Below are 13844 nucleotides of genomic sequence, written 5' to 3'. Positions count from 1 at the left end.
CCTCCTGCTCTGGCCGACGGGCAACTCCCGGGCCGACAATGGAGGCATCACAGCCGGGCTTCCTAGGGGGCGCCATGGTTCCACAGCAGCGGGCAGCCGGTGGGCCACCTCCGGCGCCGGACCGCGACCCGGTGATCGACCTTGCCCGGTTCTTCTGCCTGGCCCTGGTGGTGGTGGGGCACAGCATGATGGTGAGCCCGGTGCTGCACCCTGACGGCACCGTCACGTCCGAGAACACCCTGGGCGACCAGCGCTGGTTTGAGCCCGTGGTGTGGGTCCTGCAGATCATGCCGCTGTTCTTTGTGGCCGGCGGGATCACGGGCCTGCAGTCCTGGCGGCGGCTGCACGCCAGGGGCGGCACGGCTATGTACTTCGTGCAGGGGCGGCTGCTGCGCCTGATCCGTCCGGCCGCCGTCCTGCTGGCCGTCATGTTCACCGGCCTGTCGGCGGCCCTGCTGGCGGGTGTTGACCCGCAGGTCATCCAGTTGCTCACCAGCGGCGCCGGGATGCCGCTGTGGTTCCTCGCCGCGTACCTGGCCGCGCAATTCAATCTGCCCTGGCTGGCGGCCCTGCACGGCCGGGCCCCGTGGCTGACCCTCGCCGGGCTCACTGCCCTCGTGGTGGCCGTCGATTGCCTGCGCGGTGTGCTGCCGCCGCTTGCCTACCTGAACATGGTGTTCGTCTGGTGTGCCGTGCAGCAGCTCGGGTTCATCGTGGCCGACAGCCGGCAGTTGAAACCGGGACGTTCAGCACTGTTTGGCATCATGGTCGCCAGCAACGCGCTGTTGGGGCTGCTGGTCCTGCTCGGGCTGTACTCGGGCAACATGCTGGTGAACCTCAACCCGCCCAATTTGACCTTGCTGCTCCTGGGCGTCTCGCAGGCCGCAGCCCTCCAGCTGTTCCGGCCGGCGCTGTTCCGGATCGCGTCACAGCCCTGGGTGCGCCGGTTGGTGGGCCTGGCCGGACGGTGGTCCATGACCGTGTATCTGTGGCACCTGCCGCTGCTCGCGGCGATGTCCGGGATGCTGCTGCTGACCAACTTTCCCCAGCCGGCGGGTGGAACCGCGGCCTGGTGGTGGGGGCGGCCTTTGGTGCTGATATGCGTGATCGCCCTGCTGCTGCCGGTTGTGGCGCTGTTCGGCAGGCTGGAGGGGCGGCCGACGCCGTACGATCCTTTGACGGGGCGCCCGGCGGCCGCCGTGCTGCTGGCCGCCGTGGCCGTTTTTGTCCCGGCGGTCGACGCGGTGTTCAACGGGCTCACCCTCGGGCTGCTGGGCGGGGGTGCTGCGTGCTTCGCGCTCGCCGTCGTTCTTTTGGCACGGATTCCGGTCCGGCACACACCGCGGACAGCCCGGTCCGGCGCATCAAAACCGCCATTGCCACACCCGCCATTAAGTGCCAATGTCGAACCATGACGGAGAACTCGGCAGCCACGGAAGACACTTTCAGCCCGGACGTCGCCACCACCCGGAACGACGAGCTGCACCGGTATGAGCTCCACGTCGGCGGCAAGCTCGCCGTCCAGGTGCGCTTCATCGACAGGCCGGGCCACATCGACTTCATCCACACGGACACGGCCCCGCAGTTCCAGGGCCAGGGGCTCGGCAAGGTGCTGGCGCACTTTGCCCTCGACGACGTGGTGGCATCCGGCAAACGGATCATTCCGAACTGCCCTTTCATGTACCGCTACCTGCGCCGGCATGAGACGTACCACCAGTACGTGGACTGGCCGGATCAGGTACCTGAGGGCGCCTAGGCCCCTCCGCCGGCGTGCCGGTACTGCCCGTACGCGCGGGCGTCCGTGACCGGCTTGTGGGCCGGACAACAACCTCGTAAGGTTTGAGAAGAGTTATGCAGCTGGCTCTTGGACAGGCCCCCTTTTGGAGAACCCATGAACCACAAACTTCGCGTGCTCGTCCGGGTGGATGTCGATCCCGCACATGTCACCCTCGAAATCACCGGTTGCGTGACCCAGTCGGATTCGGCGACCCTCATGCACATCGTGCGCCGCGCCTGCCGGCTCGAGGCCGGGGCGGAGGTGGTGATCGACCTCCACGGCGCCTCCCACCTGGACCCCGAAGTGCTCCTTGACCTCCGCCGGCTCGTGGACTCCAAACCCCTGCCGATCGCTGAGGGGGATGCGCCGGCCGTGCCGTTCCGCCTGGTGCTGGACGAGCCGACTGTACTGCCAATCTGCCTTCTGCACGTCGGCGCCGACGGTGAAGTCCTGCATGTCGCCGCCGAGGGCGAAGTCCTCCCCGGACTCGACGTGGCGCCGGACTCCGCGGCCGCCTACGGGCCGGGGGATGCCGACAGCGCGCTGGCCGCGGAAACCGGCGTCCTTGACCTTGACAGCATCAACGGGCTGGCCCTCTCGGAGTACTTCGAGGGCGCGCTGGATCCGGCGGCCACGGTCCGGGCGTTATCTGACACTGCGCTGTGCCAGCTCGCCGACGCCCTGTACCGGCACCTGGACACCAGCACCCCTTATTTTGGGGCGCACACCTGGTACGAACTCGCCGCCGAGGAGCTTCAGAACCGCCACCTGACGGGCGGGGACGGTCCGGAGGAAGACGAAGAATTGTCGCCGGACACGGCGGTGGCCTGAGCCCGACCGCGGCTACGCTGTCGGTATGAACGCACACGCACCCTCGACGCCAGGTACCGCCGCTCTGATCACGGGCGCAACGGCAGGCATCGGCGCCGAATTCGCCCGCCAGTTGGCTGAGCAGGGCCACCGTGTGGTCCTTGTGGCCCGCGACGCCGGCCGCCTCGCGGCGATGGCGGCGGAACTGGAGAACCGCTATGGTGCTGCAGCGGAGACGATCGCCGCGGACCTGACCGAGGACGCCGGGGTTGCCGCCGTCGTTGCCCGCCTCACTGATCCCGCGCGGCCGGTGGAGATCCTGGTCAACAACGCAGGGATCGGGTTGCTGAAGTCCTTCGAGGACAACGACATAGCGGACGAGAAAAAGCACCTCAGACTGCACGTGGAAACCGCCATGGAGCTCACCCACGCCGCCCTGCAGGGCATGCTCGCGCGCCAGTCCGGCAGGATCATCAACGTGGCCAGCGTGGCGGCGTTCCTGCCGCGCGGATCGTACTCGGCCGCGAAGGCGTGGCTGCTGAGCTTCTCGCGCTCGGCCAACTTGGTCTACAAGACGCGCGGCGTGCAGGTTACTGCGGTCTGTCCCGGGTTCACCCATACCGAATTCCACGACCGGATGGGTATGGACAAGACGGTGGCGCCGCGCTGGATGTGGCTGGACGCCCGGCAGGTGGTCAGCGAGGGACTGGCGGACAACGCCAAGGGCAAGGCCGTCTCGATCCCCAGCCGGCGCTACAAGGTCCTGACGGCGGTGACCCGGGTGCTGCCTGCCCGGCTCGTCGCCGGGCCGCCGCGGCGCGCAAAATAGGCGCGGAGCCTACGTCCGGGAGGGGACCATGCGCCTTCGCCTGACCAGCACCACCACCAGGATCCCGACGCCGGCGCCCACCAGCGTCTCGACGGCCCGTTCGGCTATCAGCACGTAGGGGTCGGTTGGCGCCGCCAGCTGCCCGATCAGCAGGATCACCGGGGTGAAGAAAACCATGGCGAGGCCGTAGTGCCGGGTCATGAACAGCTCGGTGCTGAACTGCAGGACGATCACCAGGCAGGCCAGGACGGCGGCCTCGTGACCGGGGAAGGCCGGCAGCGGTGACCCCGGCCAGGGCAACAGTATGGCTGCGACCACCACGAGTCCCAGGAGCGTGCCGACGATCCGGTGGATGCCGCGATAGACACTGCTGGGCAGGTCCGCCCCGGAGAGCGGCACCGCCGCCGCGGCCATGGCCCAGTGCGGGTGGCCGCTGCCGCTGAGCACCCCGATGCTCCCGGCAGCACCGACGGCGGCCACGTAGCGGAGGGCGTGCAGGCGTGCCGCCCGGCGACGTGCCCCGCGCAGCGCCGCGACTTCCCGCCGCCAGCCGCGCCGCCAGGTGCCGCCCCGGAACCAGCCGCCAAAGCCGACCATGATCGAGAACGCGACCGACCCGGCGGCGATGAGGACGGCGGCAGGCCAGGGCACGGGGGCCGGGACGGACGCGCACGCGCCGAGGGCGAGGATCCCGAAAAACGGACCGGCAGGTTTCAGGGTGGTGCTGTCCGCGAACAGCGACCCCGCGCCGGCGAACATGGCTTCCACGATCACCAGCACCCATGAATCGACGTGATGGGCGGAGAGGAAGACGCCGAGGCCTACGCCGGTGAGCAGGAGGACGGCGGCCTGGCCCTGGTGGCGGAGCCTGAGCTGATGGGGCTCGGTGCGCCCGTACATGCCTGTCAGTGCGCCGAAAACTGCGTAACCGATCAGTTCCGGATGCCCGGCGGACAGCAGCGCCAGGCACGGCACGGCCACGCTGATCGCCACCCGCCACGCCGAGACGTGGTCCTTGTTGGCCGGGGCCAGGCTGTGCAGCGAACGGACGTGGCCTAGCAGGGACATGGCACGGCCTCTCCGTTCTTGTGGAACTTACCGGTTTCGGGGATTTCTGACAGTGGTCCGGACACGCCTAAGGCCTGGTCCGTATGCTTCCCCCCGAGGGGTAAGCATACGGACCAGGCTTCAAAGGGCGGGGCTGTGTTACGAAGTCTGGCTACTGCTGCCGGCTGGGGCCCGTTTAGGCCCCGACGGAGACTTTCGCGGCGTCGCCGCGCCCTGTGACGGGGTCTGCGGTCTGCGCGACCATCGGCATGTCCATGTGCTCGAGGTCGATCAACGGGTTCTCATCCTGGGTGGCGACCAGCTCGCGGGCCTCTGCTTGGGTGTCCACGCTCGGCATGGAGCCAGGCAGCGGCATCTGGGCGGATTCCTTGAGGAAGTAGATCGCTACCGCGCCGATCGCCGAGGTGGCCATCAGGTAGTAGGCCGGCATCATGTCGTTGCCGGTGGCATTGATGAGGGCGGCAACGATGAACGGCGTGGTGCCGCCGAAAATGGCCACCGAGAAGTTGTAGGCGATGCCCATGGCGCCGTAGCGGCTGGCCGTCGGGAACTGTGCCGGCAGCGCTGATGCCAGGTTGGCGACGTAGAACGTCACCGGGAAGGCAATCAGGGAAAGGCCGGCCAGCGTGGACCAGATTTCGCCGATGCCGATCAGCAGGAACGCCGGCGTGGCCAGCACGACGGTGCTGATGGCGCCGATCCACAGCACGGGGCGGCGGCCGATCCGGTCAGAGAGCTTGCCGGTCAGCGGGATGCAGAGGCTCATGATGACCAGCACGGGGATGGTCAGCAACGTGCCGTGCAGTTCGTCGAAGCCCTTGGATTCCGTCAGGTACGTCGGCATGTAGGAGGTCAGCGCGTAGCCGGCCGTGTTTGCCGCCGCTACCAGGATCATCGCGACGATGATGGAGCGCCAGTAGGCCTTCACGATGCCCACCGGGCCCTTGGAGGCTGCCGTGTCTGCGGCGGCGGCGTCCTTGGCCAGGTTCTCCTGGGCATCCAAAGTGGCCTGGAACTGCGGCGATTCCTCGATCTTGCTCCGGAAGTACACGGCGATCAGGCCGAGCGGGCCGGCAATGAGGAACGGGAGGCGCCAGCCCCACTGTTCCATGGTGTCCTGGCCGAGGGTCAGCTGCAGCACCGACACGAGGGCTGCGCCAAGGGCGAAGCCGAGGTAGCTGCCCATGTCCAGGAAGCTGGCGAAGAATCCGCGCCGCTTGTCCGGGGCATATTCGCTGACAAAGGTGGTGGCGCCGGCGTATTCGCCGCCGGTGGAGAAGCCCTGGATGACTTTGAAGAGGACCAGCAGCACCGCGGCCCAGATGCCGATCTGGGCATAACCGGGCAGCAGGCCGACGGCGAAGGTGCTGGCCGCCATGATCATCAGTGTTGCGGCGAGGACCTTCTGCCGGCCCACCTTGTCGCCGAGCCAGCCGAACACGACTCCGCCGAGGGGGCGGGCGATGAAGGTGGCGGCGAAGGTTCCCAGCAGGAACAGGGTCTGGACGGACTTGTCCGCGTCCGGCAGGAACACCGGCCCCATCGTGGTGATCAGATAGCCGAACACGCCGACGTCGTACCATTCCATGGTGTTGCCCACAATGGTGCCGCCGAGGGCTTTTTTAAGCATGGGCTGGTCGACAACGTTAACATCGGACTCACGGAGTCGACGGCGGCGTAGCTTCGGTTTCCGTGCGCCCTTGGGTGCGCCTTGGTTAGTTCCGCTGGCGTGCAAAACGCCTGCTGAAGAGTCGGTCGTGCTTCGGTCAATGGGCATTTGGGCCACTCCTGTGGAGGTCATTTGCTTGCGACTTGTAGCTGCCCCGCTCCGGGCAGGCCTTCAATTTTACGGGATTTCTCTGGAGTTTCCGACTCAGGTGCCGTAGGATGCCCGATTTTAGGTGCGATTTGGCGTGGATCTGCCAATTTCTTTTGCCCTGTCTGACCGCATGGTTACTGGGAACAGCAGCAGCCGGCCGTGTCGCGGCCAAAATTTTCTGCTCGAGCCCCCGAAAGCACGCATTTTGCCGAGGATCCAGCCCTCGGAAGGTTCGCCCGCCGCCCCTACAGACATCTCATCCCAGCAGTCCTAGGATGGATGGACACTTCATTTCACAGCACTCATTCGTAGCGCCCCTCGTGGCGCTCAGCCACGGCGGTCGTTTGCAGCGGAAAGGAAGATCAATGGCGGTTCATCAGTTCGGAGAAGAAATCCAGCCCGAGGTCGCGGGCCATCTGGCGCAGTCCATGGCTGAAGCTCCCGGACCCGAGGCCTTGCGCCACGCGCTCCCGTCGGGGGCCCAAGGGCAACAATGGCCCGACGGCAGCGGGAAACACCGTCATCCCAAGGACCGCGACACCGCCCGCGGGCGGCAGGGCCAGCAGGTGGCGACGGGAGCCATGCACCGGCAGAGCCGACCGCAGATGCCCCACCACGACTAGGTCCGCGATTAGGAGCCGGCGGCAGGTTCAACCACGACGTCGGACGGCGTCTTATCCAGGCGCCAGCCGCGCCAGACGGGGTGCCTCAGTTTCCCGCTGCCGGTCCAGTCGCCGAAGGTGACCTCGCCGACGAGTTTGGCGCTCACCCAGTGGGCGTCTGCCGCATCGGCGTGCGGCACGTCCCGGAACGGTGAGGTCTTCCTCGGCAGTGCGTCCAGCTGCTGCCTGAGTTCCTTCAGTTCACGGGTGCTGAAGCCGCTGCCCACCCGGCCCACGTACCGCAGTTTCGCGCCGTCCGGAACGCCCAGCAGCAGCGAGCCCACCGAGTCTTGGCGGCCGCCTTTTCCGGGCCGCCAGCCGCCCACCACCACCTCCTGGGTCCGCTCCACCTTGAGCTTGAGCCAGGACCGGCTGCGTTGCCCGACGTACCGGCCGTCCGTGCGCTTGGCCATAATGCCTTCCAGCCCCAGCTCCGCGGCGCTTTCGAGGATGTGGGCGGCATCGCCGTCGATGACGAAGGACAGTTCCACCGGGCAGGCTGAGGGGCGGAAGAAGGCGTCGAGACGTTTCCGGCGCTCGCTGAGGCGCAGGCCCCGCAGGTCCTCGCCGGCGTCGGAAAGCAGGTCGAAGAGCATCAGCTTCACCGGGATGGACGTCTGGACCTTCGCGACGTCGGCGGCCTTGGTGAGTTTCATCCGGCCCTGCAGCAGCCCGAAATCGGACCGGCCACCGCGGCCGACCGCGATGATCTCGCCGTCAGCCACGAAGTCCTGTTCGGGCCAGCAGGAACGGTCCGTCAGCTCGGGGTAGCTCGCGGACATGTCGTTGCCGTTGCGGCTGATCAACCGGATTTTCGTGGCGTCGCCCACGATCAGTGCCCTTACGCCGTCCCATTTGAGCTCGTACTGCCAGTCTTTGTCCGGCAGGTCCGCCAGTGTTCCTGAGCTGGCCAGCATGGGGCTGAACTCGGAGACGTCCCCGGGGGGCGGCGGATTCGCAGTGCCGGCGTCGGTATCTGCGTCGGCAGTGTCGCGCTCGGCGGTGTCACTGTCCGCACGGTCTGTGTCCGCCGTGTCACTTTCCGCGGTTTCCACGGCGCGGCCCGGCCCCGCGTGCCCCTTCCTCGAGCCCTGCGGGTCCATCAGGTGGATGAGCCACTGGTCGTTGCCTTGTCCGGTGTGGATCAGGGCGAACCTGCGCGTGCCGCCGAGGCCGCCGCCCTCTTCGCCGGTCAAGGTGGCGATCACTTCCTTGCCAGCGATCCATTTTTCGCATTCGTAGTGGCCCCGATCCCAGATCGTGACCGTGCCGGCGCCGTACTGGCCCTTGGGAATGGTGCCCTCGAAGTCGGCGTAGTCCATCGGGTGGTCCTCAGTCTGGACCGCGAGGTGGTTTTTGGTGCCCGTCGTAGGAACGCCTTTGGGCAGCGCCCAGGAGACCAGGACGCCGTCGCGCTCCAGCCGGAAATCATAGTGCAGCCGGCTGGCGTGATGTTCCTGGATCACAAAGGTTTCCCGCAGCGTCTCGCCGTCCTTCCCGGCTAGATGGCGTTCCGCCGTGAACGGCTCGGGCGTGGCCGCTTTGTCCCTTTTCGTGCGGTACAGATCCAGGCGGGGATCGGCGTCGCCGCCGTCGCCAGCCTCCTTCGGGGAATCTTCAGCGCGGGAACCACCAGCCCGGCCGCCGGAACCCAGGTCTTCCCTGTGGTCGGGGCCGTAGTCCGAAGCGCGTCCGCCGGTACCGTGTCCGCCGGTACTGGCGCCCCCGGAGATGGGCGCGAACGGTTCCTTGCCGGCTGCCACCCGTTTCATCACTTCGTGGTAATCCAGGTGCTGCAGGGAAGCGGATCCGAGCTCCCGCCAGGTCCGTGGCGCTGCCACTGTCGGGTGGTGGCGGCCGCGCAGCGAATACGGCACGATCGTCGTCTTGGCGGCGTTGTTCTGGCTCCAGTCCACGAGCACCTTGCCGGTGCGGAGCGTCTTTTTCATGTCGCTGACGGCAAGATCCGGGTGGTCGGCTTCCAGGGCGCGCGCCAGTTCGTGGGCAAAATCGGAGATCTGGTCCGAGCTCTGGGACCCGTCCAGGGCGGCGTAGAGGTGGATGCCCTTGCTGCCGCTCGTCACGGGAACGGGGTCCAGGCCCACGTCCTGCAGGATGGTGCGGGCCAGTTTGGCCACTTCCACGCACTCCGCCAGTCCTGCGCCCTCGCCGGGGTCCAGGTCCAGGACCAGCCGGTCCGGCGGCAGCGCATTCCCGTGCGAGTCCACCCGCCACTGCGGGACGTGAATCTCCAACGAGGCGATCTGGGCGAGCCACGTGAGGGTGGCCGAATCATTGACCAGCGGGTACTGGATGGTCCGCTCCTTGTGCGTAATAGCGGCGCGGGGCACCCATCCCGGGGCCGAATGGTCGAGGTTTTTCTGGAAGAACATTTCTCCGGGGGCGCCGGCGGTCCCGACGCCATGGACCCAGCGCTTCCGGGTGGCCGGCCGATTCCGGGCCGCCGGAATGAGCACGGGCGCCACCGCGGCGTAGTACGCCAGGACGTCCGCCTTGGTGGTGCCCGTCTCCGGATACATGATTTTTTCCAGATTCGTGAGCACCAGTTCGCGCCCGTCCACCCGGACACGCTCCTTACCCTTGGGCAAAACCCTTCACCTCCGTGCAACTGTGATGTTCACTTGATCCATGAGAGCCATCTGGAAAGGTGCCATAGCGTTCGGGCTGGTCAACGTGCCGGTCAAGGTCTACAGCGCGACCGAGGACCACGACATCAGCCTGCACCAAGTCCACAACGACGACGGCGGGCGGATCCGTTACCAGCGCCGCTGCGAGGTCTGCAGCAAGATCGTTGACTACGAGGACATCGACAAGGCGTATGAGGAGGACGGCCGCACGGTGGTGCTGACCCGTGATGAGCTCAAGTCCATTCCCGCGGAGAACAGCCACGAAATCGAAGTGGTGCAGTTCGTCCCGGTCGACCAGCTCGATCCGATGATGTTCGAGAAGAGCTATTACCTCGAACCGGACTCCAAGTCGCCCAAGGCGTACGTGCTGCTGCGCCGGGCTTTGGAAGACACGGACCGGGTGGCGATCGTCCAGTTCGCGCTGCGGGACAAGACCCGGCTCGGCGCATTGCGGATCCGCGACGAGGTCCTGGTCCTGCAGTCGCTGCTGTGGGCCGACGAGGTGCGTGAGGCCAGCTTCCCGGCCCTCGAAGCCTCGATCCGCATCTCCGCCCAGGAACGGGAAATGTCCGCGGCCCTGGTCGATTCGATGGCTTCCGATTTTGAGCCGGACCACTTCACGGACGAGTACCAGGAGCAGCTGCGCCAGCTCATCGACGCGAAGCTGGAGAAGGGCGAGTCGCTGGACACCGAGGAGACCTTCGGCGTTCCGGCCGAGGCGGGCGAAGGCGAGGTCATCGACCTCATGGAGGCCCTCAAACGCAGCATCGCGAAGAAGCGGGGCGGGGCAGACGCCGAACCCGAGGCGGAACCGGACGAGGAGGCCGCTCCGGCGACTGACAAGGCCCCGGCCAAAGCTCCCGCGAAGGCGGGGGCGTCCAAGGCCGCTGCGTCGAAATCCGGCGCCGCCAGGTCCACAGCCGCTGCTAAGACGTCCGGTGCGAAGACAAGCGCCGCGAAGACCTCCGCTGCCAAGAGCTCCACGACGAAGAGCTCCGCCACCAAGACAGCTGCTGCCAAGACCTCTGCCACGAAGACCCCTGCCGCCAAGACCGCGGCGGCTAAATCCTCGGCTACCAGGACTCCTGCCGCGAAACCGGCCCGGAAGGGTGCATGAGGCAGGACGCCGGAGGGTGCATGAGGCAGGACGCCGGCCAGCGCCGTCGACCACGGTGATCAGGAGTTCCGCAGGGCGGAGATGAGTTCGCTCTTCTTCTTCGCCGAATAACCCTTGAGACCGATTTCCTTGGCCCGTGCCTTCAGCTCCGGGACCGTCCAGTCCTCGTAGTCGCCCGCATGGCCGCCCTTGCGGCCGACCGCCGAACGGCCGCGCTTGGCGGCGGCGTTGGAGACCCGGGCAGCTTTTTGTTTCGAGGCGCCGTCCTCGACCAGCTTCTCGTACAGTTCGGGATCCTTGATGCCGGGGCTCTCGGAGCCGCGGGGCTCGCCCTTCTTTGTAGGCATGGCTACTGCGGCCTCCGTTCGCCGTCCGCCGGGCCGATCGCGTCTTCGCGCAAGGCGTCATTGACTGCAGTGGCCACCGGGGCGTCGACGTGGATGCTTTCCTGCACACTTGCCATGGGCTGGTCTCCTTTGGCTTGATTTCGGGGGCGACGAACACCTGCTGTAGCTGCCCGCGGGGGACAGCTCCACCGTTTCCAAACTATCGGCGAGGATTCGCTAAAACAAGCATCTACTAAGCCCGCTTATGAAATCCTTTCGAGGCTGTGCCCCCTCCAACGACGGCGGCCCGGCAGCACCTCAACGAGGTGCTGCCGGGCCGCAGGGATTGGCGGTGCTGCTATTCGGCGTCGTGGTCCGTCTCAAGGATCTGCACGAGGCGGTCCAGGGCGGCGTCGGCGCCTTCGCCCTCGGCACGCAACACTACAACCTCGCCGTGAGAAGCGCCCAGGCTCATCAGGGACAGGATGCTGGCGGCGTCCATGGCCTCGTCCTCGGGCTCACCCAGGCGGGCGATGGTGATGTCGAGGTTGTCGAACTCGCCCGCAGCCTCGGCGAAGATGGCGGCCGGACGGGCGTGGAGCCCAACACGGCTGGCAATGGTGGCGTTACGTTCGGTCATTTCTGCTCCTTGAAGTCAGCTTGGTGAGTAGGTGTTTTGAAAGATCCGTCCGGGCGGACTCAGGCGGCTACGGGAACGGTCTCCACCGTATCAACCGGCTTCTTGACTGCCCAGCGCTTGAGTCCGATCACGGCAAAGGCGCTCACGACCGTACCGGCCGCGATGGCGACGACGAACATCAGGAAGTTATCGATCGCGAAGAAGACGAAGATTCCGCCGTGCGGGGCCTTCGACCCTACGCCTGCCGCCATCGAGATTGCACCCGTCACGGCACCGCCAAGCATGCTGGCGGGGATGACGCGGAGCGGGTCCGCGGCGGCAAACGGGATGGCGCCTTCCGTGATGAAGGAAGCTCCCAGCAGCCAGGCGGCCTTGCCGTTTTCCTGTTCGGCCAGGCTGAAGAGCTTCCTGTTCAGCACGGTCGCAGCCAGTGCCATGGCCAGCGGCGGAACCATGCCTGCGGCCATGACGGCTGCCATGATCTGCCACGGAGCCTGGTTGGTGATGGAGGCTGCACCCAGGCCGGCGACGGCGAAGGAGTAGGCAACCTTGTTGACCGGGCCGCCGAGGTCGAAGCACATCATCAGGCCCAGGATAACGCCCAGAGCGACGGCGCTGGCGCCGGTGAGGCCAGACAGGAATTCGTTGAGCCCGACAGTGACCCGGGCGATGTAGGCGCCCAGGAACACGAACAACAGACCCGACGCCACGAGCGACGCCACTAGCGGGATGATGACGACCGGCATCAGGCCGCGCAGCCAGCGGGCCACATGGAGCTTGCCGATCGAATGGGCGACGTAGCCGGCGATCAGGCCGCCCACGATACCGCCGAGGAACCCTGCGCCCATGAAGACGGCAACGGCGCCGGAAACGAAGCCCGGGGCGATGCCGGGCCGGTCAGCGATGGCATAGGCAATATAACCGGCCAGCGCGGGCACGAGGAAGCCCAGGGACAGGGCGCCGATCTTGAAGAGCACGGCCCCCAGGTAGGCGCCCAGCGGGCCCCACGCCAGTTCCGGGTACACGGTGGGCAAGTTGAAGAGGCTGTTCTCCGCCAGGATCTTGTCCGCGAAGGCGGTGATGTCGTAGCCGCCCAGCAGGAAGCCGAGGGCGATCAGCAGACCGCCGCCCGCCACGAACGGGATCATGTAGCTGACACCTGTGAGCAGCGCCTTCTTCAGCTTGGTGCCGATGTGCTCGCCCTTTTCCTCGGCCTCGAGTTCGGCCTGCTCCTCCGCGCCGAAGTGCGGCACGCGGCGGGCATGCGGGTTATCAGCAGCGGCGAGTGCTTCCGCGACCATCTTGTCCGGCTCGTCGATGCCGCGCTTGACCGGGGCGTTGATCACGGGCATGCCGGCGAAGCGCTCTTTGCCGCGCACGTCCACGTCCACGGCGAAGATCACGGCATCGGCTGCGGCAATCACGGCGGAGTCAAGGGCCTGGGCGCCCGAGGAACCCTGGGTTTCCACCTGCAGGTCCACGCCGGCTTCCTTGGCCGCGGCGACCAGCGAGTCGGCGGCCATGTAGGTGTGGGCGATGCCGGTGGGGCAGGCAGTGACGGCGACCAGGCGCTTGGGGCCCTTGGCCTTCGCGGCGCCGTCTCCGGTGTCCGCGACGGCGGCCGCGGCAGCCCCGGCAGTCGCGGGGACGGCGGTTGCGCCGGCGCCGGGTGCGGCTTCGGCGTGAGGGGTGGGCTTGTCGGCCAGCGCGGCCTCGACGAGTTCGACGATCTCCGCCTGGGTGGTCGCGGCGCGCAGGCTGCCCGTGAAGTCCTTCTTGATCAGGGACCGCGCCAGCTTCGAGAGCAGCTTCAGGTGGTCCTGGTCGGCGCCCTCAGGAGCGGCAATGAAGAAGATCAGGTCCGCGGGTCCGTCCTTCGCGCCGAAGTCGACCGGCTGGGACAGCCGCGCCATCGCCAGGGTGGGTTCGGTGACCGCCGTCGAGCGGCAGTGCGGGATCGCAATGCCGCCCGGGACGCCCGTGGCGGTCTTGGATTCCCGGGCGAAGGCGTCGGCGAAGAGGCCCTCGACTTCGGTGGCGCGTCCGTTGGCTGCAACTCTGCCTGCCAGGTGCCGGATCACGTGCTCGGGCGAGCTGCCCAGATTCTGGTCGAGCTCGACCAGTTCGGTGGTGATGAGCTGTGTCACT

The 13844-nt window shown here is 67.1% G+C and carries 12 protein-coding genes; 6 read left to right on the top strand and 6 right to left on the bottom strand.

All coding sequences use genetic code 11. The annotated features are described in order from the left end of the window. The first annotated feature begins 74 nt into the window (after nt 1-74). The 4 genes from BM372_RS09420 (at nt 75) to BM372_RS09405 (ending at nt 3416) form a co-directional block, all read left to right on the top strand. The gene (locus BM372_RS09420) at nt 75-1415 is read left to right on the top strand and encodes an acyltransferase family protein (RefSeq protein ID WP_090954444.1); all 1341 of its coding nucleotides are present in this window, start codon (nt 75-77) and stop codon (nt 1413-1415) included. Beyond that, nucleotides 1412-1756 (top strand): GNAT family N-acetyltransferase, encoded by a 345-nt coding sequence (locus tag BM372_RS09415; RefSeq protein WP_090954442.1) that lies wholly within the window; start codon nt 1412-1414, stop codon nt 1754-1756. The genes BM372_RS09420 and BM372_RS09415 overlap by 4 nt, the downstream gene beginning before the upstream one ends. Nucleotides 1757-1891: 135 nt before the next feature. Then, nucleotides 1892-2608 (top strand): hypothetical protein, encoded by a 717-nt coding sequence (locus BM372_RS09410; protein WP_090954440.1) that lies wholly within the window; start codon nt 1892-1894, stop codon nt 2606-2608. 25 nt (nt 2609-2633) lie between these two features. After that, nucleotides 2634-3416, top strand: a complete 783-nt coding sequence (locus BM372_RS09405) for an SDR family NAD(P)-dependent oxidoreductase (RefSeq protein WP_090954438.1) — start codon at nt 2634-2636, stop codon at nt 3414-3416. A 9-nt stretch (nt 3417-3425) separates the two neighbouring features. Here BM372_RS09405 and BM372_RS09400 read toward each other — a convergent pair whose 3' ends face one another. Together BM372_RS09400 and BM372_RS09395 are read right to left on the bottom strand one after the other, a co-directional pair. Then, nucleotides 3426-4484 carry an FUSC family protein gene (locus BM372_RS09400; RefSeq protein WP_090954436.1) on the bottom strand — a complete coding sequence of 353 codons (1059 nt, stop codon included), beginning with the start codon at nt 4482-4484 and terminating at the stop codon, nt 3426-3428. Between the two features lie 175 nt (nt 4485-4659). After that, nucleotides 4660-6261 carry an MFS transporter gene (locus tag BM372_RS09395; RefSeq protein ID WP_090954434.1) on the bottom strand — a complete coding sequence of 534 codons (1602 nt, stop codon included), beginning with the start codon at nt 6259-6261 and terminating at the stop codon, nt 4660-4662. Nucleotides 6262-6668: 407 nt separating this feature from the next. On the opposite strand from BM372_RS09395, the gene BM372_RS09390 reads away from it, so the two are divergent. Beyond that, nucleotides 6669-6926 carry a hypothetical protein gene (locus BM372_RS09390; RefSeq protein WP_090954432.1) on the top strand — a complete coding sequence of 86 codons (258 nt, stop codon included), beginning with the start codon at nt 6669-6671 and terminating at the stop codon, nt 6924-6926. Nucleotides 6927-6934: 8 nt separating this feature from the next. Here BM372_RS09390 and BM372_RS09385 read toward each other — a convergent pair whose 3' ends face one another. Next, a complete protein-coding gene (locus BM372_RS09385; RefSeq protein ID WP_371261718.1) occupies nt 6935-9505 on the bottom strand; it encodes an ATP-dependent DNA ligase in 2571 nt (856 codons plus the stop codon). Between the two features lie 109 nt (nt 9506-9614). On the opposite strand from BM372_RS09385, the gene BM372_RS09380 reads away from it, so the two are divergent. Beyond that, on the top strand, nt 9615-10730 hold the full coding sequence (locus BM372_RS09380) for a non-homologous end joining protein Ku (protein WP_090954428.1): 1116 nt from the start codon (nt 9615-9617) through the stop codon (nt 10728-10730). A gap of 59 nt (nt 10731-10789) precedes the next feature. Here the strand turns inward: BM372_RS09380 and BM372_RS09375 are convergent, their stop codons facing one another. From BM372_RS09375 to BM372_RS09365, 3 genes are all read right to left on the bottom strand, one after another. After that, on the bottom strand, nt 10790-11077 hold the full coding sequence (locus BM372_RS09375; RefSeq protein WP_090954426.1) for a DUF7218 family protein: 288 nt from the start codon (nt 11075-11077) through the stop codon (nt 10790-10792). A 337-nt stretch (nt 11078-11414) separates the two neighbouring features. Further along, nucleotides 11415-11696 carry an HPr family phosphocarrier protein gene (locus BM372_RS09370; RefSeq protein ID WP_090578960.1) on the bottom strand — a complete coding sequence of 94 codons (282 nt, stop codon included), beginning with the start codon at nt 11694-11696 and terminating at the stop codon, nt 11415-11417. A gap of 59 nt (nt 11697-11755) precedes the next feature. Further along, the gene (locus tag BM372_RS09365) at nt 11756-13843 is read right to left on the bottom strand and encodes a PTS fructose transporter subunit IIABC (RefSeq protein ID WP_090954424.1); all 2088 of its coding nucleotides are present in this window, start codon (nt 13841-13843) and stop codon (nt 11756-11758) included. Nucleotide 13844: the final 1 nt, after the last annotated feature.

Origin of the sequence: Arthrobacter sp. ov118 (assembly GCF_900116495.1) — a bacterium.
Taxonomy (GTDB): domain Bacteria; phylum Actinomycetota; class Actinomycetes; order Actinomycetales; family Micrococcaceae; genus Arthrobacter.
The sequence above is the reverse complement of the archived record's forward strand: the minus strand, read 5'-3'. Positions and strand labels throughout refer to the sequence as shown.